Here is a 19,157-nt window from a genome sequence, read left to right on the forward strand (position 1 = left end):
TGAGTATGGATATAGATTTAATTTTTAAAGCCTTGGCTAATCCGACGCGTCGTCAAATTTTGGAATGGTTAAAAAAGCCTGAACAATTTTTATCGAGCGACGAATGTGGTGACTTTAAACGGGGCGTATGTGCAGGTCATATCGAGCGGTTGGGCAATGTGTCGCAATCGACGATGTCGAACCATTTATCTGTGTTACAGCAGGCCGGTTTAATTCAAGTCGAGAAAAATGGACAGTGGTCATATTTTTCGCGCAATGAAGCGTTGATTCAGCAATATATCGAACATTTGCAACGTTCACTTTAATTGAGAAAAGTGGCGATCGAGGCGACTATGGCTGAACTGAATACTCCTTTAACTTTGGGTGATTTACACTTAAAAAACCGCGTCATTATGGCTCCATTAACGCGTAGTCGTGCAACAGCAGACCGTGTGCCCACAGCCATGATGGCAGAGTATTATGCACAGCGTGCAAGTGCAGGTTTGATTATTTCTGAAGCGACCGTGATTTCGGAAGAAGCCAATGGCTATTTGAATACACCGGGGCTATTTAATGAAGCGCAAGTTGAAGGCTGGAAACAGGTGACTCAAGCGGTACATGACAAAGCGGGCTTAATTGTGGCGCAGTTGTGGCATGTCGGTCGTGTATCGCACCCTGATTTATTGGATGGCGAAACCCCAGTTTCTGCAAGTAGCGTACAACAAAAGGGTTATGTCAGTTTATTACGTCCAAAACGTGAATATGTGCTGCCTCGTGCATTAGAGATTGCTGAAATTCAAAGCATTGTTGAGCAGTACAAGCAAGCAGCGGTTTATGCCAAAGCGGCGGGCTTTGATGGTGTGGAACTGCATGCGGCCAATGGTTATTTGATTGATCAGTTTTTACAAAGCTCAACCAATCTACGTAAAGATCAATATGGTGGCAGTGTAGAAAATCGTGCGCGTTTGTTGCTTGAAGTGGTGGATGCATTGATTGAAGTCTGGGGTGCAGGTCGTGTTGGGGTGCATCTAGCCCCACGTGGTGATGAGCATGACATGGGCGATGATGATCCACGTGAAACCTTTGGTTATGCACTAGAGCAACTGGGTCAACGTCAGATTGCGTTCTTCTTTACCCGTGAATATTTGGCTGATGACAGTATCAGTACGTACCTCAAACAACGTTCGGGTGGTGTGCCATTGATTGCCAATATGCGTTTAAGCCGTGAAGATGCGGTTGATCTGTTGGCATCGGGTCAGGCCGATGCAGTGTCTTGGGGTAAAGATTATATTGCCAATCCAGACCTGTATGAGCGTCTGCTGCAAGATGCACCACTGAATGAACTGAAACTGGAAAATATGATTGGAACGGATGTCGCGGCAGGCTATGTGGACTATCCGACTTTAGCTGAAATGGAAACTGCTGCGGTTTAAATTGCTTTTCCGTTAAATTCGCGACAAGATAACAGCGCAATTCATTTCATGGCATGAGTTGCGCTGTTTTATTTTTGCATTGATTTTTGGAGCACGTATTTGGCTACTCCTTTTTGGTATAACGCAGCACTTGCGCTGATCAAACCGCTGTATAAGTCTAAAATAAAAAAACGTGCAGAGAGTACAGAGCAGTTTCAACAAGAATGTCTCGAACGTTTCGGGCCATTTCAACCCGTTAAAAATCGCCAAGCGATTTGGTTCCATGTGGTGTCGGTGGGTGAAACCAATGCAGCGCAGCCTCTCATCGAGCATTATTTAAAAGCGGGTCATCCAGTCTTGGTGACCAATACCACCAAAACGGGTCAGGCACGGGCTAAATCACTCTTTTTAAAAGCACCTTATTTAGACCTGTTCCAAGCGGTATATTTACCTGCAGATCAAAAGCCCTTAGTTCGTCAGTTCTTTGCATTGTATCAGCCTAAACTCTTGGCTTTGGTGGAGACGGAACTGTGGCCAAATTTAATTGCCCAAGCGGGGCAGAGTCAGGTGCCATGTATTTTGATGAATGCTCGTCTTTCTGAAAAATCAGCCAAAGGCTATGCCAAAGTATCTAGCCTGACGCAACCAATGTTACACGGACTAGATCAGCTCTTGGCACAAGATCGTGCAACTGCGGAGCGCTTTATCCGGCTCGGTGCAGTTCAGTCAAAGACGCAGGTGGTGGGGAGTATTAAGTTTGATATTCATGCGCCTGAATCATTTGTTAAACAGGCGGCTCAGCTCAGGCAAGAATGGTCATTGGCTGGACGTAAGATCATCACTATGGCCAGTACTCATGCACCTGAAGAACAAAAATTGTTAAGTGCGTTTAAGCCATATTTGGATGCACAGCCTGAACTGTTGTGTATTGTGGTACCGCGTCATCCAGAGCGTTTTGATGAGGTCTTTAATGTCACGCAAAGTTTAAATTTAAACACCACTCGCAGAAGTACGGGACAAAGAATAGAAGCAAAAACTCAAGTCTATTTAGCCGATTCAATGGGAGAGATGTGGTTATGGTATGCCTTATCGAATACCTGTTTTGTCGGTGGCTCGCTGAATGAACCCGGGGGTGGGCATAATATTTTAGAGCCGATTGCGTTAAATGTGCCAACAGTTTTGGGCAAAAACTATTTTAATTTCCAAAGTATTGTTGATGAGTTTGTACAAGCCGATGCAGTGAAAGTTGTTGATGATGCTGAACAGGCTGCCGCAGTGTTGATGACACTGTTAGAGGATATTGAGCAAGCGAATACACTGAATCAATCTGCACAAAAGATTATGCAGTTGAATACGGGTTCTTTGAAAAAGCATATTCAAGTGATTGATGCTTATTTATAAAATTTGAGTGAGTTTGTCATTACTATAAATACTGTAGATTTTATGGATGGCTTTGCGTAAGTGGCTCCTACTTTTCAAAGATGAAAAGTAGCAAAAATCTTTTGCTGTGCTGAAGGTACATCCTGTACCTCAGCACAGCGGGCGACATCCTTGTCGCCGTTCACGATGGCATGTGCTGATTAGGCCTTCACTGTTTGGATTCTTTCTATTTATTATGAATATCGTTCTCTTAGACCCGCGCCACACTGAATCTGAACTCTGGTCCATTAGTGCCAAGCGTCAGCTTGAACATTTACATCGTCATTTAGAGCTTAAAGTCGGCGATACTTTAAAAGTCGGGATACAAAACGGAAAGCGTTATCTTACGCAAGTGGTTGATGTTTCCGAAACAGCTGTACGTATAAAACCCTTACATGAAGAGTCTGTACCTGCCAAACTGCCAGTGACTTTAATTGTCGCAATGCCACGTCCTAAAGTTCTACGTCGCTTGATTATGGATGCCGTGACATTGGGTGTCGAGAAAATCATTTTATTGCACAGTTATCGGGTCGATAAAAGTTATTGGCAAACCCCATTTTTACAACAGTTGGATCAATATGTGACTTTGGGGTTAGAGCAGGCCGGTGATACGGTTTCACCAAAAATTGAAATTTATAAACGCTTTAAGCCTTTTGTTGAAGATCAATTGCCAAGTCTGATTTCGGCCGATTGTCCTGCCTATGTGGCACATCCCTACAGCGAGACCAAAATGCCGAGTGCAATTCAACATCCCTGTACAATTGTGATTGGGCCTGAAGGTGGATTTATCCCTTACGAAGTTGAATTACTGGTAAAAAACGGCTGCCAAGCGATGAGCTTAGGCAACCGTATTATTCGGACTGAAACCGTGATCCCTTATGTCTTAGGGCGCTTATTTGGCGGTTGAAGCATCCATTGGATAGCTGTCATTCTTCGCTACGCGAACTTCTTGAACAGGGTATGGGATAGAAATATCATGTTCAGCAAAGGCTTCCACGACATATTCTTGTACAGCACTGATTGAGCCAGATACCGTGGTTTCTGTGGTGTTAACCCACCATTGAACTTTAAGGTTAACCGAAAAATCTGCAAGTGCAGCGACGTTCACACTAAAACCCGGCTGACTTAAAATAGTCGTATCTCGGTCTAAAATGCCTAAAATAATATCTTTGGCTTTTTTGATATCATCTTCATAACCAATACCGACCAAGAACTCACAGCGACGACGTGGATAGGCAGTGTTGACCGTAACAGCGCTGGTATACACAGTTGCATTTGGGATCACAATACGACGACCATCTGGGGCGCGTAAGTAAGTGGCACGAATTTGAATATCCTCAACATTGCCTTCCATACCCGAGACGATGATGTCATCACCTATTTTAAAGGGTTCACTCAATAAAATGAGAATTCCCGAAAGCAAATTTTGGAAGATATCTTTAAAAGCAAAACCAATGGCAACTGAGCCAATCCCTAAAGCACTCATCAGCTGACCGGGTGTGAAACCAGGAATTGCAATCACCATAGCAATCAGAAAACCAATAAAGATGATGGCTGAACTGCCGACACGGTTTAGGACTAGAACAAGATTCTGCTTGGTATAGGAGCGATCAGACAGTGCTTTACGAACAAACAGTTTGAACAGCTTAGAGAGTAGATAAAAAATGATAAACGTAATCAGCGCAATACAAAAATAAGGCATACGTTCCCAAAAACCATCGACAAATTTGTCAATCGTCGAATAGGCATCATTATATTTTGCAGTATGTGCGATTACGCTTTGCGTGGTCTTTGCAGTCGCGTCATGTAGCATCTCTGACGTACCTTGCGCAACTTCACTCAAGGTAGGGGTTTGTTCTGACACTGGTCTTCCAATCACTGAAAATTTGGCATATTTTGCCTGAAAATTGTGTGTATTTAATAGAGAAAAACGTATGAGATTGGCGCATTGGCTGATGACAATGCTAAATCAACCATTATCTTCATTTTTAACTCGGTTAAATTTTGGATTAAGGTGTGCTTAGTGCTGCTATATCGGCCATAGAATGCTTAAATGTAACAATATACTTAAAAAAGATCAGATCGCACCTATTTACAGCCTCTTGGGCTGTTCATGTTACGGATTTGACACAGGAACTCATTGAAAGATCACTATAAAATGTGTTTTAAATTGTAGAAATAATATACGACCAAAGCCGTGTTGATCTGTTTAAAAAACAATCGTCATACTGTGGTTATGCAGTCCAATAAAAAACCAATAACTGTGGCATAAGCTCTCGCGATGAGAGCCAGAATATAAGGAAGTATGATATGAAAGAAGTCTATCCTGTACCTGCTGAATTTGAAAAAACTGCACGCACCAATGAGCAAGAATATTTTGAGCGTTATCAAAAATCACTAGAACAACCTGATGAATATTGGGCTGAACAAGCTTTGAAGCTGGATTGGATCAAGCCGTTTAGTCAAGTTAAAAACACCAGTTATGATAAAGACAATTTTAAAATTGAATGGTTTGCAGATGGTCAACTGAACTTAAGCGCCAACTGTCTTGATCGACATTTAAAAGAGCATCCGTATAAACCTGCGATTATTTGGGAAGGTGACCATCCTTCACGCCATAAGATTATTTCCTATACTGAACTGTATGATGAAGTATGTCGTTTTGCCAATGTCCTGAAAAAGCATGGTGTGGTAAAAGGCGATCGTGTGGTGCTGTATATGCCGATGATTTCAGAAGCAGCCATTTCGATGTTGGCCTGTGCCCGAATCGGTGCCGTGCATTGTGTGGTGTTTGGTGGCTTTTCGCCTGACTCATTGGCAAGCCGAATTGATGACAGCCAAGCTAAAATTGTGATTACCGCAGACTCTGGAATGCGCGGGGGTAAACCGATTCCGTTGAAAGAAAATGTAGATGCGGCATTGAACCTACCCGGTACAGACTCGGTACAAAACGTGATTGTGGTACATCGGACAGGTAATCCGATCACGCTGAAAGAAGGACGTGATTTGTGGTATCACATGGAAATCATGACCGTCAACGAGATCTGTCCACCTGAACCGATGAATGCAGAAGATCCACTGTTTATTTTATATACATCAGGTTCAACGGGTAAACCGAAAGGCGTACTGCATACCACAGGGGGTTATTTAACCTATGTGAATAGCACCTTCCGTGAAGTATTCGACTTAAAACAAGATGATGTGTTTTGGTGTACCGCCGATGTGGGCTGGATTACGGGGCACTCTTATGTGCTGTATGGACCCTTGTCGAATGGAACGACAACGGTGATGTTTGAAGGAATTCCACAATACCCAACGTGGGCACGTACAGGGCATATTGTGGATAAGCACAATGTGACAATTTTATACACGGCACCGACAGCGATCCGTGCCATGATGCGTGAAGGGGATGCCTTTGTCCGTGAGAGTGATCGTAGCAGTTTACGTTTAATTGGTTCTGTTGGAGAGCCGATCAACCCAGAAGCATGGAATTGGTATTACACCGTGGTAGGGGAAAGTCGTTGCCCAGTGGTGGATACTTGGTGGCAAACCGAAACAGGCGGGATTTTGATTTCTCCACTTCCGGGTGCGACCCCACTTAAACCCGGGTCTGCAACACGTCCTTTGTTTGGGATTCAACCTGCTTTGGTCGATGCTGAAGGTAACGAGTTAGAAGGAGAGGCTGAAGGCAATCTGGTGATTAAGGATTCATGGCCGGGACAAATGCGAACCATTTGGGGGGACCCTGAGCGGTTTATCGAAGCGTATTTTGCAACCTATCCAGGCACATATTTCACGGGTGATGGCGCACGCCGTGATAAAGATGGTTACTACTGGATCACAGGACGGGTGGATGATGTGCTGAATGTGTCAGGGCATCGCTTGGGTACGGCTGAAGTGGAAAGTGCTTTGGTGGCACATGAGGCAGTGGCTGAGGCTGCGGTGGTGGGGATGCCGCATGACATCAAAGGGCAGGGAATTTGTTCCTTTGTCACTTTACAAGCGGGCACAGCGCAAACGGAAGAACTCCGTGCAGAGCTGATTCAATGGGTGAGAAAGGTACTCGGTCCTGTGGCGACCCCAGATGCCTTACATTGGGCGCCGTCTTTACCAAAAACACGTTCAGGCAAAATTATGCGACGTATTTTAAGAAAAATTGCGGCGAACGAGTTAGATAGTTTGGGCGATACCTCGACGCTGGCTGAACCACAAGTGGTCGAGGTGTTGATTAAAGAAGTATATCCAAACGGCTAAAATCGGCCTAAAAATACCGTCTTAAGCAGACGGTATTTTTATTTAAGCATAAGCAACAACAGGTCTGGATTGCGCTATAAACATGTATATAGGATGCAGTCGAATTAGATAGAAGAGCGATCTTAACGCTGATGGATATTCTCTAAAGTATCGACCATCGTCCGTGTCATTTGATCAATTTCATAATTGACCGCATCCCCCACTTTTACCGATGCCCACGTGGTTAAACGTAAGGTTTCAGGAATCAAATCAACTGAAATTTCATGGCTGTTACGATCAACACGGTTGATGGTGAGGCTACAACCATTCAGACCAATAAAGCCTTTTAAGAAAAAGTATTTGATATTGCCCTCTGGAATGTGGAGATCCACATGTAAGGTCTCGCCGTGACGGCTCAGCTGCTTGACCGTGGCTGTTCCTTCGATATGTCCATACAAGTTGTGCCCCCCATTTTCCATTCCGACTTTGGCTGAACGTTCGATATTGACCTCATCTCCTGCCTGTAAAGTCCCTAAAGTGGTCAGGCGTCGAGTCAAATCCGAGACATCAAAATGGACTTGATTGGCGGCAAGATCAATATGCGTCGCAGTTAAGCAGGTGCCGTTAATGGCTACACTTGCACCGATGAAGACATCGTGAAAAAAGTTGTGGGTATTTGAAACCACAAGGGTGCTAAAGCCATCACCTTGACGGACATCTAAGATTTTCTCTAAGCCTTGTACGATACCTGTGTACATCAGAAGTCTTCCTAATTCGGGGTTTATGTTTAATGTAAATGATCTATCACTTGATGTGGCATTATTTTGAGTGGAGATGCGCTAAAGCTGTATCTTTGATGGGATTCCGTCGCCAATAATAGGGCCGCAAAAATCGGAGCAACAGACGTAATGGCGTCATCCATACGATGCGACTATGGCGACGCTTATTCTCTAAAATGCGTTGAGCCAAATAGTGACAGACCACTTCAGGTGGATCAATAATAAAAAAGAATAGCCTTTTCATTTTGTTCCAGTGCTGCACATTGCCATTTTGCCATGAGGATACCAGTAGGTCGGTTGCTACCATTCCGGGGCTGAGTGTGCCGACTTGAATGTGGGTCTGTTTGGTTTCTTTAAACAGGGCTTGACTAAAGTACCCTACGGCACGTTTGGTGGTAGCATAGGTCGTCATGCCTGCACTCCACTCGCCGCGAGTACCCCAACCTTCCATATTGAAAATTTGACCATAGCCTTGTGCCAGCATGCCGTTTAAGGCCACTTGTGAGCCGAACATACTGCCGAGAATATTGGTTTGAACCACCGTCTGTATGTCTGCTGCTGCGAGATCTTTAAAGTCCAGAGTCGCCGTACAACTGCCTGCATTATTAATCCAAATCTGAACAGCGCCAAATTGTTGAACAGCTTCATCCCAAAGCGTTTGTACTTCATGGATCTGCGTGACATCACACGTGACGGCATGAATCTGCGCAGTGGGAAAGCGATGTCGCAACTGTTGCAGGGTGCGCTGCAAATCTGTGCTATTTCGACTAGATATTACCACGGCTTGTTGTTCTAAGAAGGCATGAGCTAAACCCAAGCCGATACCTTTAGAACTGCCTGTAATGACGATGCAACCTGATTTTGAAGTCATATTGATCCTTTATTTTGTGTACTAAAGGAAGCCGTTTCCTGATTGCGAAGCATACAATAACAAACGGATAAACTAATCATGGCAATATTCATGACCACAGGATTAAAAGCACGAACAAGACTGTCTGGTATCAGAAAAGCGACCAGTGCGAATAAAAACACTAAGCTGAAGATACTGAGGTAATGCAGATATTTACTTGAATTAAATAGGAACAATAAAGCAAAAACACACTCAAGCACACCTGAGAGCTGACCTGCCAGTTGGGCCTGTGCGTAGGAAAACCCAAAAGTTTGCCAAATGGCAATTTCATCGGGATTGATAAAGAGGATTTTAGGGACTAAACCCTGATAGCCCCATAAAAAGGCCAAAGAGAGATTGATGAATTTCAAGAGTGGGTTGTTGTTCATATCAAGGGGTTATTTTTTACTTTGTACGGATTATACACCAATAAAAAAACCCTCAAGCCGAGCCTTGAGGGAAGAATAGAGTCACCTATCATTATTATTTTTTAGTTCGTGTCTGCTGCTTACCGAGCTAAGCAGATTTGGCAGTCTCAACGGATTGCTGTTGAGCTTCCAACTCACGAACCAATGGCAACACTTTGGCACCGAAGTATTCAACCTCTTCGATAAAATGTAAAAAACCTGAAAGGATTAAATCCACCCCAACGGCTTTTAATTCCACAATACGTTCCGCAATTTGGCCTGGTGTACCAATCAAATTGGTTTTAAAGCCATCATTGTATTGAACTAAATCTTCAAAGGTCGATTTGGCCCAATTGCCTTCACCTTCAAGTGTTGCAGCACCCGCCTCACGGGTGGCATCGCCAAAGGCATGAACCGCTTGAATATTCGCTTTATCAATAATTTCTTGCAGAACACTTTGCGCTTCTTCCTCGGTATCTCGGGCAATGATAAAAGCATTCACCCCAATTTTGACCTGATGGCCATTCTGTTGGGCTTTTGCACGAATATCATCAATCTGTTTTTTAAGCTCCTCAGGGGTATTGCCATTGGTGAAATACCAGTCTGAAACCCGCGATGCCATATCCCGTGCAGCACGAGAACTGCCGCCTTGGAAAATTTCAATGTGTGGCTTCTGCACAGGTTTGGGTGACAAGGTGTAGTCTTTGAACTGGTAGTATTTTCCATTGAAACTATAGTTGTCTTGGGTCCAAACACCTTTTAATGCACGAATAAATTCTTCCGAGCGGGCATAGCGTTGGTCATGTTCAGGCCATGCTTCACCAATGGCATCAAATTCGCCGCGGAACCAACCACTGACCACATTAATCGCAATACGTCCTTGAGTTAAATGGTCGATGGTTGCAAGCTGTTTTGCGGCAAGCACGGGTTTCCACGGGCCAGGTAAAATGGCTGCAATCACTTTGAGTTTGCTGGTTTTGGCTAAAATACCGTGACTAAAACTGACCGATTCATGTTGGTTTTCTGCGTTATAACCCGCAGTAAAACGAATCTGAGTTAGAGCATAGTCAAAGCCATTCTTTTCCGCAGTCTGCGCTAAACGGACGTTATAGTCATAGCTCCAATCTGTGCGTTGCTCAATATTACTTACCACTAAGCCACCGCTGACATTGGGAACCCAATAAGCAAACGTAATATTTTTATTCTGTTGTGACATGTGAAAACCCTCTCCATGCTTTTTGCGTTAAGCGACTTGTGGTTTGGCTTTTTTCTGATGCAAGCGAGACTCAGCTGCATCTAAATTTGGGACCGCAGCTGAAGGCAGTACATCGTCTTGTTCAATTTGCGTGTTGATACCCAAGTTCTGATTGGCTAGTTGGGTCTTTTCTTTCACCACTTCTGCACGCTGACCTTTCGCAGGGGCCCACTCTAGGATGGGTAAAGCACGAGCTACCGCAAGAGTAATCCGATCTCGTAATAATTCACTTTGGATGGTATACGCTGGGGTAAAGTCTTTGTCTGTGGCATAGACGCCAATCGGTAAAGTTTGCGCTTGGAAGAAACTGAAGAGTGGACGAAGTTGGTGTTCAAGTACCAGTGCATGGCGTTCACTGCCACCCGATGCGGCAAGTAGTACTGGTACATCGACCAGTGCTGTTTGTTCAACAAAGTCGAAAAAATGTTTAAACAAGCCCGTAAAAGAGGCGCGGTAAACTGGTGTTCCAACAATCAATGCATCAGCAGCTTCGACCGCGGCTAAGTCATCTTGCACACGTTGTGGCAGTTGGTTGCGGTAAATTGCGCCACCAAGTAAATGTCCAATTTCACTAAACTTAATAAAATGTACATGGATTGGGGTTGCTTCACCTAGTTCATTTAAAATTTCTTGCACTAGCGCTTCGGTTTTAGACGGGGTATTTAAACCACCTGACACAGCGACAATATTGAGTGGTTTTTGCAGTAAAGTTGACATAAGAAAAGCCCTAAAATGTTGTATCTCGGAATGGGCTTATTTATCTAATATCTCGGCTTAGACTGTAAAATAAAGAAATAGCGTTAAGTTATCAGATTTTAAGATATATCTTTTTTGTGTTTCAAATGGACTCCAATTTTTTTTCAAACATTTGAAATCAAAATATATATTTAGTTTAAATAAGGTTTTTCATTATGAGTATAAAATTTATATCAAAATGTGATTAGTTATTTATATTGTGGGATTGAACTGAATTTGCTGCCGTTTTAGTGCATAAAGCGTGATAAAGTGAAAAAAAGTTATACTTTGCATATCCTTATCGGCACTTGTATGGTTAGAATAGTCAAGACTAGTGCACTCGAAATCTCTCGTTGCTTATGAATATATTAATCGTTGATGACCATCCGCTGTTTCGCCATGCGTTGATCCAAGCTGTTCGTTATAGCTTACCGCAAGCTCAGATTCATGAGACAGCTGCAGTAAACGAATTCTATGAACGCCTTGAAAAAGGTCCTGAACCTGACTTGGTGTTATTGGATTTAAACTTACCTGGTGCTTCAGGCTTTTCAGCATTGGTACATGTCCGTGCTCAGTATCCATCATTGCCGATTATTGTGGTTTCTGCACATGAAGAAACTTCGATTATTCAACGTTCAATTGCACATGGTGCAATGGGCTATATTCCAAAATCAGCACACCCAAGTCATATTGGCGAAGCCATTCGTGAAGTCTTAGATGGCGAAATTTGGTTACCACCAAATTTACCTGCGAACATGAACTTTGACCCACGTGCAGCGGATGAAACAGCTTTGGCTGAGCGTATTCAGTCTTTGACCCCACAGCAGTTCCGTGTATTGATGATGGTGGCAGAAGGCTTGTTGAATAAGCAAATTGCCTATGAACTTGATGTTTCAGAAGCGACAATTAAAGCACATGTGACTGCTATTTTCCGTAAGCTTGGAGTACAAAACCGAACTCAAGCTGTGCTGGCGATCAATGCTTTAAATATTGAAGAAAAGAAAATCTAAAATCATTGAGATAAAAAAAGCGCTGAAACATCAGCGCTTTTTTTATGTTTTGGACTTAAGCCAAGCAATTTTGTTTACTGGTAACATCTGTACAGAACAGAGGATTTAAAGCACATTGCAGGTCATCAATTTGCTCGTCAGAGACATAGCCCAATTGTTTTAAATAGGCTGCGACACGATCATCCCTTAGACTTAAAAAGGCTGCATCATATACCCCAAGATCGACAAAAAGTGCAGCAGTTTCGAGGCTGTTGAAACGGTCTAAATAAACTTCGTTGTCATACATCAGGAAAATATGATCTTGAGTCCCTTGAGCATTAATAGCTAAGCGTTCCGCTAAAACTTGTGGTGGGGTCTTGATAAAGAGTAGATCCGAAAGTTGGTCAAACTGGGTAGTGTCGAGTTCATCCTGATCGGTTTTGACTTTACCAAGCCATGCTTTAAACACCAGCACTGCACCGCCACGGAGCAGCATACTCCATATCTGATGACGCACATCTTCATTTAAACCGCTACTTTCTGCCTCTAAGGCGAGCAGTAATTGCTGTTCTTGTTGTTGCAGCTTTTCAAACAGACCTAAGCCTTGTGGCTGGTAGGCTACTGGTTGGAACACATCAAAATCGAGTTGTTCAAACACTTGCAATGCGAGTGGGACAGCACTGTGATACAAGGTGTCTAAGGCTTGAACATGGGTTTCACTGAGCTTGCTTTGTTTAAATAGTTCACGCCAGTCAATTGTTGGTAAAAATGCATTGGCACTATATTGACGTAAGAATTGTTGTGACTGATCTGAACCGTGTGGCATGGCTTTAGAAATGTTCATCGTAAAACTCCAATATGAGATATGGATGATCAGTTTCTTGAGCTAAAGAAAGAAGGCACACATTTAGACAAAACTGATCTTTTCTTAGTCCTAGTTATCTGCCAATGCCTTATGGATATGAATACGACTAAAGTCGTATTTTTGATTTTTCAATATATTTAATTAATATAAAACAATGGTTTAAAAAATTGTAACTAAGTATACAAGTGTTCACTAATGTAACTGGTGTATTTTGCCATAGTAAAAGTAAATGTGTAATTTTTAGCCAGTTTAAATGGGCTCAAATATACTCAAAATGATCACTTTGGTTAGTGGGGGCGAAACTTTAGTCATTTGGCTTAAGATTTTGAGGTTCAAAGTGACAAACCTCAAATAGGATCACTTGAGGTTTGTGAATACATGTAGCGAATTTATTCAGTGTTTGAAATTTTTAAACCCGAGAGCCATGCGCGTAATGAGGCGGGTTTTAATGGTTTCTTCAACAATACAATATTCATGTCTTTGACCCGTTGAGGCAGTTCAGGATCTGAATCTGCTGTGATCAAGGCAACAGGCACGTTTTCTTGACGGTTGGCTAAAATAAAGTCCAACCCGATTTTGTCATGATTCAAGTGCTGATCGACCAACCAGACCTGAATGTTTTCTTGCTGAATCATTTCAAACGCTTGTTCAGGTTCAGTCGCTTTAAACACTTGATAGCCCCATTTAGTGAGTAACGTCGACATCCCTTCTAAAATCGTTTCGTCATTGTCCAAACACAGAATTTTATAGGCTTTGGTTTTGAGTGGAACGGCCTGTACAGGTGCAGCAACCACTTTTGGTGGGTCTATGATCGGGACTTCAATCATAAAGCAGGAACCTTTGCCATATTCTGAATAGACATGTACAGGGTAGTCGAGCAGACTGGTCATTCGTTGCACGATGGCTAAACCTAGACCTAAACCTTGTTCACCCCATGGCGAGGTATGACCACAGCGCTCGAATTCTTGAAACAGTTTGATTCGCTGTTCTTCTGCAATACCGGGGCCTGTATCCCAAACCCCAATTCGAATATGACGTGGTTGATCACTGGAACGAAGTACGCCCACTACCACTTTGCCTTTGGCAGTATAGCGCAGGGCATTACTCACAAAGTTTTGAATAATACGACGAATCCACTGTGGGTCGGTATCTATCCAGAATTGCGCATCATGTACGCTGAAACGAATACCTCGTTGTGCGGCAATAGATTTAAACTGCAATTCAAGGTCACTGAGTAAATCATGTAGCGGATAAGCCTGACGGTTGGGTTGAATAGTGCCACCTTCAAGACGGGCAATATCTAATAATGCAGACAACATACTTTCCGCCCCATGTAAGGCACGATCAAGCTGTTGTAAAGTTTTGCGGTCTTCTTCACTTTGTACGCTTTGTTCTAAAGCGGTACTGAACAGACGTGCAGCATGCATCGGTTGCAATAAGTCATGACTGGCAGCGGCAATAAAGCGACTTTTTGACATATTGGCTTTATCGGCTTGTTCACGTGCCAGTTGTTGTTCAGACAATGCATCTGCCAACTGTTGAGTTCGATCTTGAACCCGTGCCTCAAGCATGGCTTCATTTTCACGGAAGGCGGTAATGTCGGCAAAGGTGGTGACAAAGCCACCGCCTTCAATCGGGTTACCGCGCATTTGAATGACACGACCATCTTTACGGATCCGTTCAAACTCATGTGCGCTACCAACTTGCATCCAGTGCATCCGTTTCCGTACATGTTCCTCGACCGAACCTGGGCCACACTCGCCGCGTTCTGCGTTATATCGAATCAAATCAGAAATTGGACAACCGACATAGACAATGTCTTTAGGATAATCAAACAGTTTTAAATATTGGTTATTCCATGCCACCAAACACATGTTTTCATCGACCACACTCACCCCTTGGGTCATGTGGTCAATCATGGTCATGATCAGGTTTTGATTAAAACGTTGCCATTGTGAGGCTTGGTCTAGAATGTTTGCCACTTGGCCAAGTGCGAGACCATTGTTGACCATCGCGGTGGTGAGCAGGGTACGCGCCGACGCAGCGCCGATAGTGCCTGCTAAATATTGTTCGGTAAAACGCCACCACATACCGTTGGCATTGCTGTTTTCATTCAGCACCACATTGTTTTGTGCGCAGAACTGTTGAAATGCGCGCATGGTTGCGCCATCGCCTGTAATCCGTTTGGCTAAGGTGATCAAATCACCGACTTTCAAACGTGCAACATCGTGATGAATGTAGTTGATGTCCGTTGACGTGCTTTGTGTTGGCAGTGGCTTGGTTTCATAATAGAAAAAGCTTTCAGCCTGAATTTGTTCAGCCACGCTTGGACGAAATACACGGGAAATCCAAATGTATAAAATAATATTCAGACCGAGTGCCCACACCACGCCATGGGTAAGCGCGGCAAAGGATTCAAAACCGAGCAGGGCTTCAGGACGTAACCAGTTAATGCCCATTGGTCCGAAATTGAGGAAGCTTTCGGTGAAGTGTGCATATTCAGCCGGTAAACTGCGTAATACAGTGGGTAACAGCAGGGTGTAGGCCCACATGCCAAAACCTGCCAATAGACCTGCATAGACCCCTTGTTTACTACCACCACGCCAGTAAAGACCACCAATGAGAGCAGGTGAGAATTGAGCCACAGCACTAAAGGCCAATAAGCCAAAGACTGATAATTGGTCAATGTCATTGAAGAAATGGAAGAACAAAAAGCCCAGAAGCATGACGGCTAAAATACAGACCCGACGGGTGAATTTCAGTACCAAAGGTAGACGCTTGTCATGACGTGATAGCACATTTGTGCGCCATAAAGCTGGCATGATTAGGTCGTTACTCAGCATGATAGATAAGGCGACGGATGATACCAACAACATACCCGTAGAGGCCGAAAATCCCCCTAAAAATGCCAAAAGAGTTAACCAGTCTTGTCCATAACTCAAAGGTAAAGACAGGACTGCGACATCCGGGATCGCTAAATAACCAGGCGTTGCATGCAGCGCCCAACTGGCAATCGGGATAATCGCAATGATGGTTAAAACTAAATAGACAGCAAACCAGCGCCGTGCCCCGCGAATGTGCTTTTCATCGCGGAGTTCAACCACAGCGACGTGGAACTGACGCGGTAAACAAATGATCGCTAACCCTGCTAATAAGGTTTGAATCCAGAAGGTATCGGGCACACCGATTAGCTGTACTTGATGGAACGTCTCTGCGACGTCTTTAGAGATTTGATGGACATTTTCAGGTGCAGCAAACACGAAAAAGAGGGCCACACAGAGTAAAGCAAATAGTTTGACAAAAGACTCAAAGGCAACTGCTAACATCAGACCGCCATGTTGTTCGGTATTGGCAATCTGTCTGGTTCCAAAAATCATGGCCAAAATGGCCAAAATGCCAGTGAGGAACAGGACACCGTTGGTGGTTGAGGCAATGCTACCTGCTGTTGGTTCTAAAATTACCGCAGCACTGAGGGCAATGGCCCGCAGCTGAAGGGCAAGGTAAGGAATAATGGCAATGACGGCGAGGATAGTCACCATTGAGGCTAAAGGTCCGCTTTTACCATAGCGTGCTGCGACAAAGTCTGCGATGGATGAAATCGCATGGTGCTGGCGGACACGCCCTAAACGACGCCAAATGTCATAGCCCAGTGCAACGAAGAGTAGTGGACCAAGGTAAATGGGCAGAAAGATAATGCCTTCACGAACTGCCGCACCTGTAGCACCATAAAAAGTCCATGATGAGCAGTAGACGCCTAAAGTTAAACTAAACAATAGCATGCGCCCACGCGTACTCAGGCGACTGGCGTGTTTTTCACCAAAAAAGGCGCAGATAAAGAGTAATGCAATGTAGAGGGCCAAGACCCCTATGATGAGCCAGCTGTTCATTTTACCTAAAGTTTTTCCACCATGGTTGCATCATAACGCATCTCGGAGAGAGCCTGCTGTGCTTGTTTAAAATTTAGAGACCAAAGTCTAAATTACAACCAATACAGAAGCTTGCTAATTTAGCAAATGTAATAATTCGAATTAAAAAATTGTATCTACGGTTGGATACAGACAGGAGTGTGGTTATGGACGAGAGACAAGTAGAACAGATTCTACAAAATCCCAAATTCAAGGAAATGGTTAGTCGTAAAAGTAAACTCAGTTGGACATTAACGGGCATTATGTTGGTTGTGTACGTTGGTTTCATGTTGTTAGTTGGTTACAACAAAGAGTTTCTAATGACTTCAGTCAGTGGTGGGGTGACCACGATTGGCATGCCATTAGGCCTAAGCATTATTGTATTGTCTTTTGTTTTATGTGGTGTGTATTCGTATATTTCGAATAACAAACTAGATGCATTAAATGAAGAAGCAATGCGTGAAGTTGAAGCCATTGCGCAAGAGAAAGGACAGCACTAATGAAATGGAATTCATTGAAAGCGCTTACAGTCGCTACGATAACACTGTTGGCTTCAAGCCTAGCAATCGCAAGCCCTGATTTAGGTGAGGCTCAACAGCAGGCGACAAACTGGCATGCCATTATCATGTTCGCAATTTTTGTGGGCTTTACATTGCTGATCACTAAATGGGCAGCAAAACAAACTACCAATACTGCTGACTTTTATACAGCGGGTGGCGGTATTTCGGGCTTCCAAAATGGTTTAGCAATTGCGGGTGACTATATGTCCGCAGCGTCATTCTTGGGTATTTCCGCAATGGTTTTCAGCTCAGGCTTTGATGGTTTGCTTTACTCACTTGGCTTCATGGTGGGCTGGCCAATCGTATTGTTCTTGGTTGCTGAGCGTCTACGTAACTTAGGTAAGTTCAACTTATCTGACGTGGTGTCATTCCGTTTAGCTGAAAAACCAGTACGTACACTTGCTGCGGTGAGTTCATTGGTGGTGGTTGCATTCTATCTGATCGCTCAGATGGTGGGTGCAGGTCAGCTGATCAAACTGTTATTTGGTTTGAACTATAACATTGCGGTGGTGATTGTGGGTCTTCTAATGATGGCTTACGTGATCTTCGGTGGGATGTTGGCAACGACTTGGGTGCAGATTATTAAAGCTGTAATGCTTTTGTCTGGTGCAACATTCATGGCTTTCATGGTGATGAAAGGCGTGGGCTTCAGCTTCTCTGAAATGTTCTCTCAATCAATTCAAGTTTTCTCTAAAGTTCATGATATTTCTTTAGCAGAAGCGGGCAATATTATGGGCCCTGGTAAACTTGCAGCGAACCCAATTGATGCGATTTCTTTAGGTCTTGCATTAATGTTCGGTACAGCAGGTCTTCCACACATCTTGATGCGTTTCTTTACTGTTAAAGATGCTAAAGAAGCACGTAAATCAGTGGTTGTTGCAACAGGTTTCATTGGTTACTTCTACCTATTAACTTTCATCATTGGCTTTGGTGCGATCCTTTATGTATCGAATAACCCTCAGTTCCTTGATGTTGCGAAAATGGCAGTAACTGGCAAGCTTGAGCTTGTAGGTGGTAACAACATGGCTGCGGTGCACTTGTCTGACGCTCTTGGCGGTGACTTGTTCATGGGCTTCATTTCAGCGGTAGCATTCGCAACAATTCTTGCCGTAGTAGCTGGTTTGACATTGTCTGGTGCTTCAGCAATTTCACATGACTTGTATGCAAACGTATTCAAGAAAGGTCAAACAACCCCTGAATCTGAACTTCGTATGTCTAAAATCGCGACTTTAGGTCTTGCTATTTTTGCGATGATTTTAGGAATTCTGTTCGAGAAGCAAAACGTAGCCTTCATGGTGGGTCTAGCATTCTCTGTAGCAGCATGTGCAAACTTCCCAGTACTTGTACTTTCAATGTTCTGGAAAGGTTTAACCACACGTGGTGCGGTGATTGGTGGCGTGGTTGGTCTAGCAACTGCAGTAACATTGATTATCTTATCTAAAGCGGTTTGGGTAGATACCTTGGCTATCTCTGAAACCCCAGTGAACCCATTCAATGGTCCAGCAATCTTTGCTATGCCATTGGCGTTCTTCTGCTGCTGGTTGTTCTCTGTGACTGATAATTCAGCACAAGCTCAAGCAGAACGTAAAGCATTTGATGCGCAGTATGTACGTTCACAAACAGGTATTGGTATCTCAGGTGCTTCAGATCACTAATCTGAACCTGATAAAAAAGCCCCAACTGATGGGGCTTTTTTTTTGTGGGTAGCTCTGAACTTTTGACCGCAAACT

General features: G+C 43.7%; 16 protein-coding genes. 8 read left to right on the plus strand and 8 right to left on the minus strand.

Annotated features, from left to right (window positions below; genetic code table 11):
* Positions 1 to 5: 5 nt before the first annotated feature.
* The 4 genes from ACZ8ZH_RS00720 to ACZ8ZH_RS00735 all read left to right on the plus strand — a co-directional run bounded on the left by ACZ8ZH_RS00720 (position 6) and on the right by ACZ8ZH_RS00735 (position 3,717).
* Positions 6 to 305: an ArsR/SmtB family transcription factor gene (locus ACZ8ZH_RS00720; protein ID WP_086209159.1), complete on the plus strand. Its 300-nt coding sequence runs from the start codon at positions 6 to 8 to the stop codon at positions 303 to 305.
* Positions 306 to 332: 27 nt separating this feature from the next.
* On the plus strand, positions 333 to 1,412 hold the full coding sequence (locus ACZ8ZH_RS00725; RefSeq protein WP_119063299.1) for an alkene reductase: 1,080 nt from the start codon (positions 333 to 335) through the stop codon (positions 1,410 to 1,412).
* 99 nt (positions 1,413 to 1,511) lie between these two features.
* Complete coding sequence (locus ACZ8ZH_RS00730) at positions 1,512 to 2,792, plus strand: 3-deoxy-D-manno-octulosonic acid transferase (RefSeq protein ID WP_119063298.1); 1,281 nt, start codon at positions 1,512 to 1,514, stop codon at positions 2,790 to 2,792.
* 214 nt (positions 2,793 to 3,006) lie between these two features.
* On the plus strand, positions 3,007 to 3,717 hold the full coding sequence (locus tag ACZ8ZH_RS00735; protein WP_119063297.1) for a 16S rRNA (uracil(1498)-N(3))-methyltransferase: 711 nt from the start codon (positions 3,007 to 3,009) through the stop codon (positions 3,715 to 3,717).
* Here ACZ8ZH_RS00735 and ACZ8ZH_RS00740 read toward each other — a convergent pair.
* Entirely contained in the window at positions 3,703 to 4,674 is a 972-nt protein-coding gene (locus tag ACZ8ZH_RS00740) for a mechanosensitive ion channel family protein (RefSeq protein ID WP_119063296.1), read from the minus strand. The genes ACZ8ZH_RS00735 and ACZ8ZH_RS00740 overlap by 15 nt on opposite strands.
* 446 nt (positions 4,675 to 5,120) lie before the next feature.
* Here ACZ8ZH_RS00740 and acs point away from each other — a divergent pair, with 446 nt between their 5' ends.
* Positions 5,121 to 7,064 carry an acetate--CoA ligase gene (gene acs / locus ACZ8ZH_RS00745; RefSeq protein WP_086209155.1) on the plus strand — a complete coding sequence of 648 codons (1,944 nt, stop codon included), beginning with the start codon at positions 5,121 to 5,123 and terminating at the stop codon, positions 7,062 to 7,064.
* Between the two features lie 122 nt (positions 7,065 to 7,186).
* Here acs and ACZ8ZH_RS00750 read toward each other — a convergent pair whose 3' ends face one another.
* The 5 genes from ACZ8ZH_RS00750 to msuE form a co-directional block, all read right to left on the minus strand.
* Positions 7,187 to 7,801, minus strand: a complete 615-nt coding sequence (locus ACZ8ZH_RS00750) for a riboflavin synthase subunit alpha (RefSeq protein ID WP_119063295.1) — start codon at positions 7,799 to 7,801, stop codon at positions 7,187 to 7,189.
* A 61-nt stretch (positions 7,802 to 7,862) separates the two neighbouring features.
* The gene (locus tag ACZ8ZH_RS00755; RefSeq protein ID WP_119063294.1) at positions 7,863 to 8,693 is read right to left on the minus strand and encodes an SDR family NAD(P)-dependent oxidoreductase; all 831 of its coding nucleotides are present in this window, start codon (positions 8,691 to 8,693) and stop codon (positions 7,863 to 7,865) included.
* Positions 8,690 to 9,100 (minus strand): DoxX-like family protein, encoded by a 411-nt coding sequence (locus ACZ8ZH_RS00760; RefSeq protein ID WP_086209152.1) that lies wholly within the window; start codon positions 9,098 to 9,100, stop codon positions 8,690 to 8,692. The genes ACZ8ZH_RS00755 and ACZ8ZH_RS00760 overlap by 4 nt, the downstream gene beginning before the upstream one ends.
* A 127-nt stretch (positions 9,101 to 9,227) precedes the next feature.
* Entirely contained in the window at positions 9,228 to 10,334 is a 1,107-nt protein-coding gene (gene sfnG / locus ACZ8ZH_RS00765) for a dimethylsulfone monooxygenase SfnG (RefSeq protein WP_086209151.1), read from the minus strand.
* A gap of 27 nt (positions 10,335 to 10,361) precedes the next feature.
* Positions 10,362 to 11,090 (minus strand): FMN reductase, encoded by a 729-nt coding sequence (gene msuE, locus ACZ8ZH_RS00770; protein ID WP_086209150.1) that lies wholly within the window; start codon positions 11,088 to 11,090, stop codon positions 10,362 to 10,364.
* Positions 11,091 to 11,467: 377 nt separating this feature from the next.
* On the opposite strand from msuE, the gene ACZ8ZH_RS00775 reads away from it, so the two are divergent.
* Entirely contained in the window at positions 11,468 to 12,118 is a 651-nt protein-coding gene (locus tag ACZ8ZH_RS00775) for a response regulator (RefSeq protein ID WP_086209149.1), read from the plus strand.
* A 55-nt stretch (positions 12,119 to 12,173) separates the two neighbouring features.
* Here ACZ8ZH_RS00775 and ACZ8ZH_RS00780 read toward each other — a convergent pair whose 3' ends face one another.
* Both ACZ8ZH_RS00780 and ACZ8ZH_RS00785 read right to left on the minus strand, forming a co-directional pair.
* Positions 12,174 to 12,941 (minus strand): hypothetical protein, encoded by a 768-nt coding sequence (locus ACZ8ZH_RS00780; RefSeq protein ID WP_119063293.1) that lies wholly within the window; start codon positions 12,939 to 12,941, stop codon positions 12,174 to 12,176.
* 410 nt (positions 12,942 to 13,351) lie between these two features.
* The gene (locus ACZ8ZH_RS00785; RefSeq protein WP_086209147.1) at positions 13,352 to 16,849 is read right to left on the minus strand and encodes a hybrid sensor histidine kinase/response regulator; all 3,498 of its coding nucleotides are present in this window, start codon (positions 16,847 to 16,849) and stop codon (positions 13,352 to 13,354) included.
* A 185-nt stretch (positions 16,850 to 17,034) separates the two neighbouring features.
* Here ACZ8ZH_RS00785 and ACZ8ZH_RS00790 point away from each other — a divergent pair, with 185 nt between their 5' ends.
* Together ACZ8ZH_RS00790 and ACZ8ZH_RS00795 are read left to right on the plus strand one after the other, a co-directional pair.
* Positions 17,035 to 17,367: a DUF485 domain-containing protein gene (locus ACZ8ZH_RS00790; protein WP_086209146.1), complete on the plus strand. Its 333-nt coding sequence runs from the start codon at positions 17,035 to 17,037 to the stop codon at positions 17,365 to 17,367.
* Entirely contained in the window at positions 17,367 to 19,082 is a 1,716-nt protein-coding gene (locus ACZ8ZH_RS00795) for a cation acetate symporter (protein WP_086209145.1), read from the plus strand. The genes ACZ8ZH_RS00790 and ACZ8ZH_RS00795 overlap by 1 nt, the downstream gene beginning before the upstream one ends.
* The last annotated feature ends 75 nt before the right edge of the window (positions 19,083 to 19,157 follow it).

The sequence above is a fragment of the Acinetobacter sp. SW-226 genome (assembly GCF_055632855.1).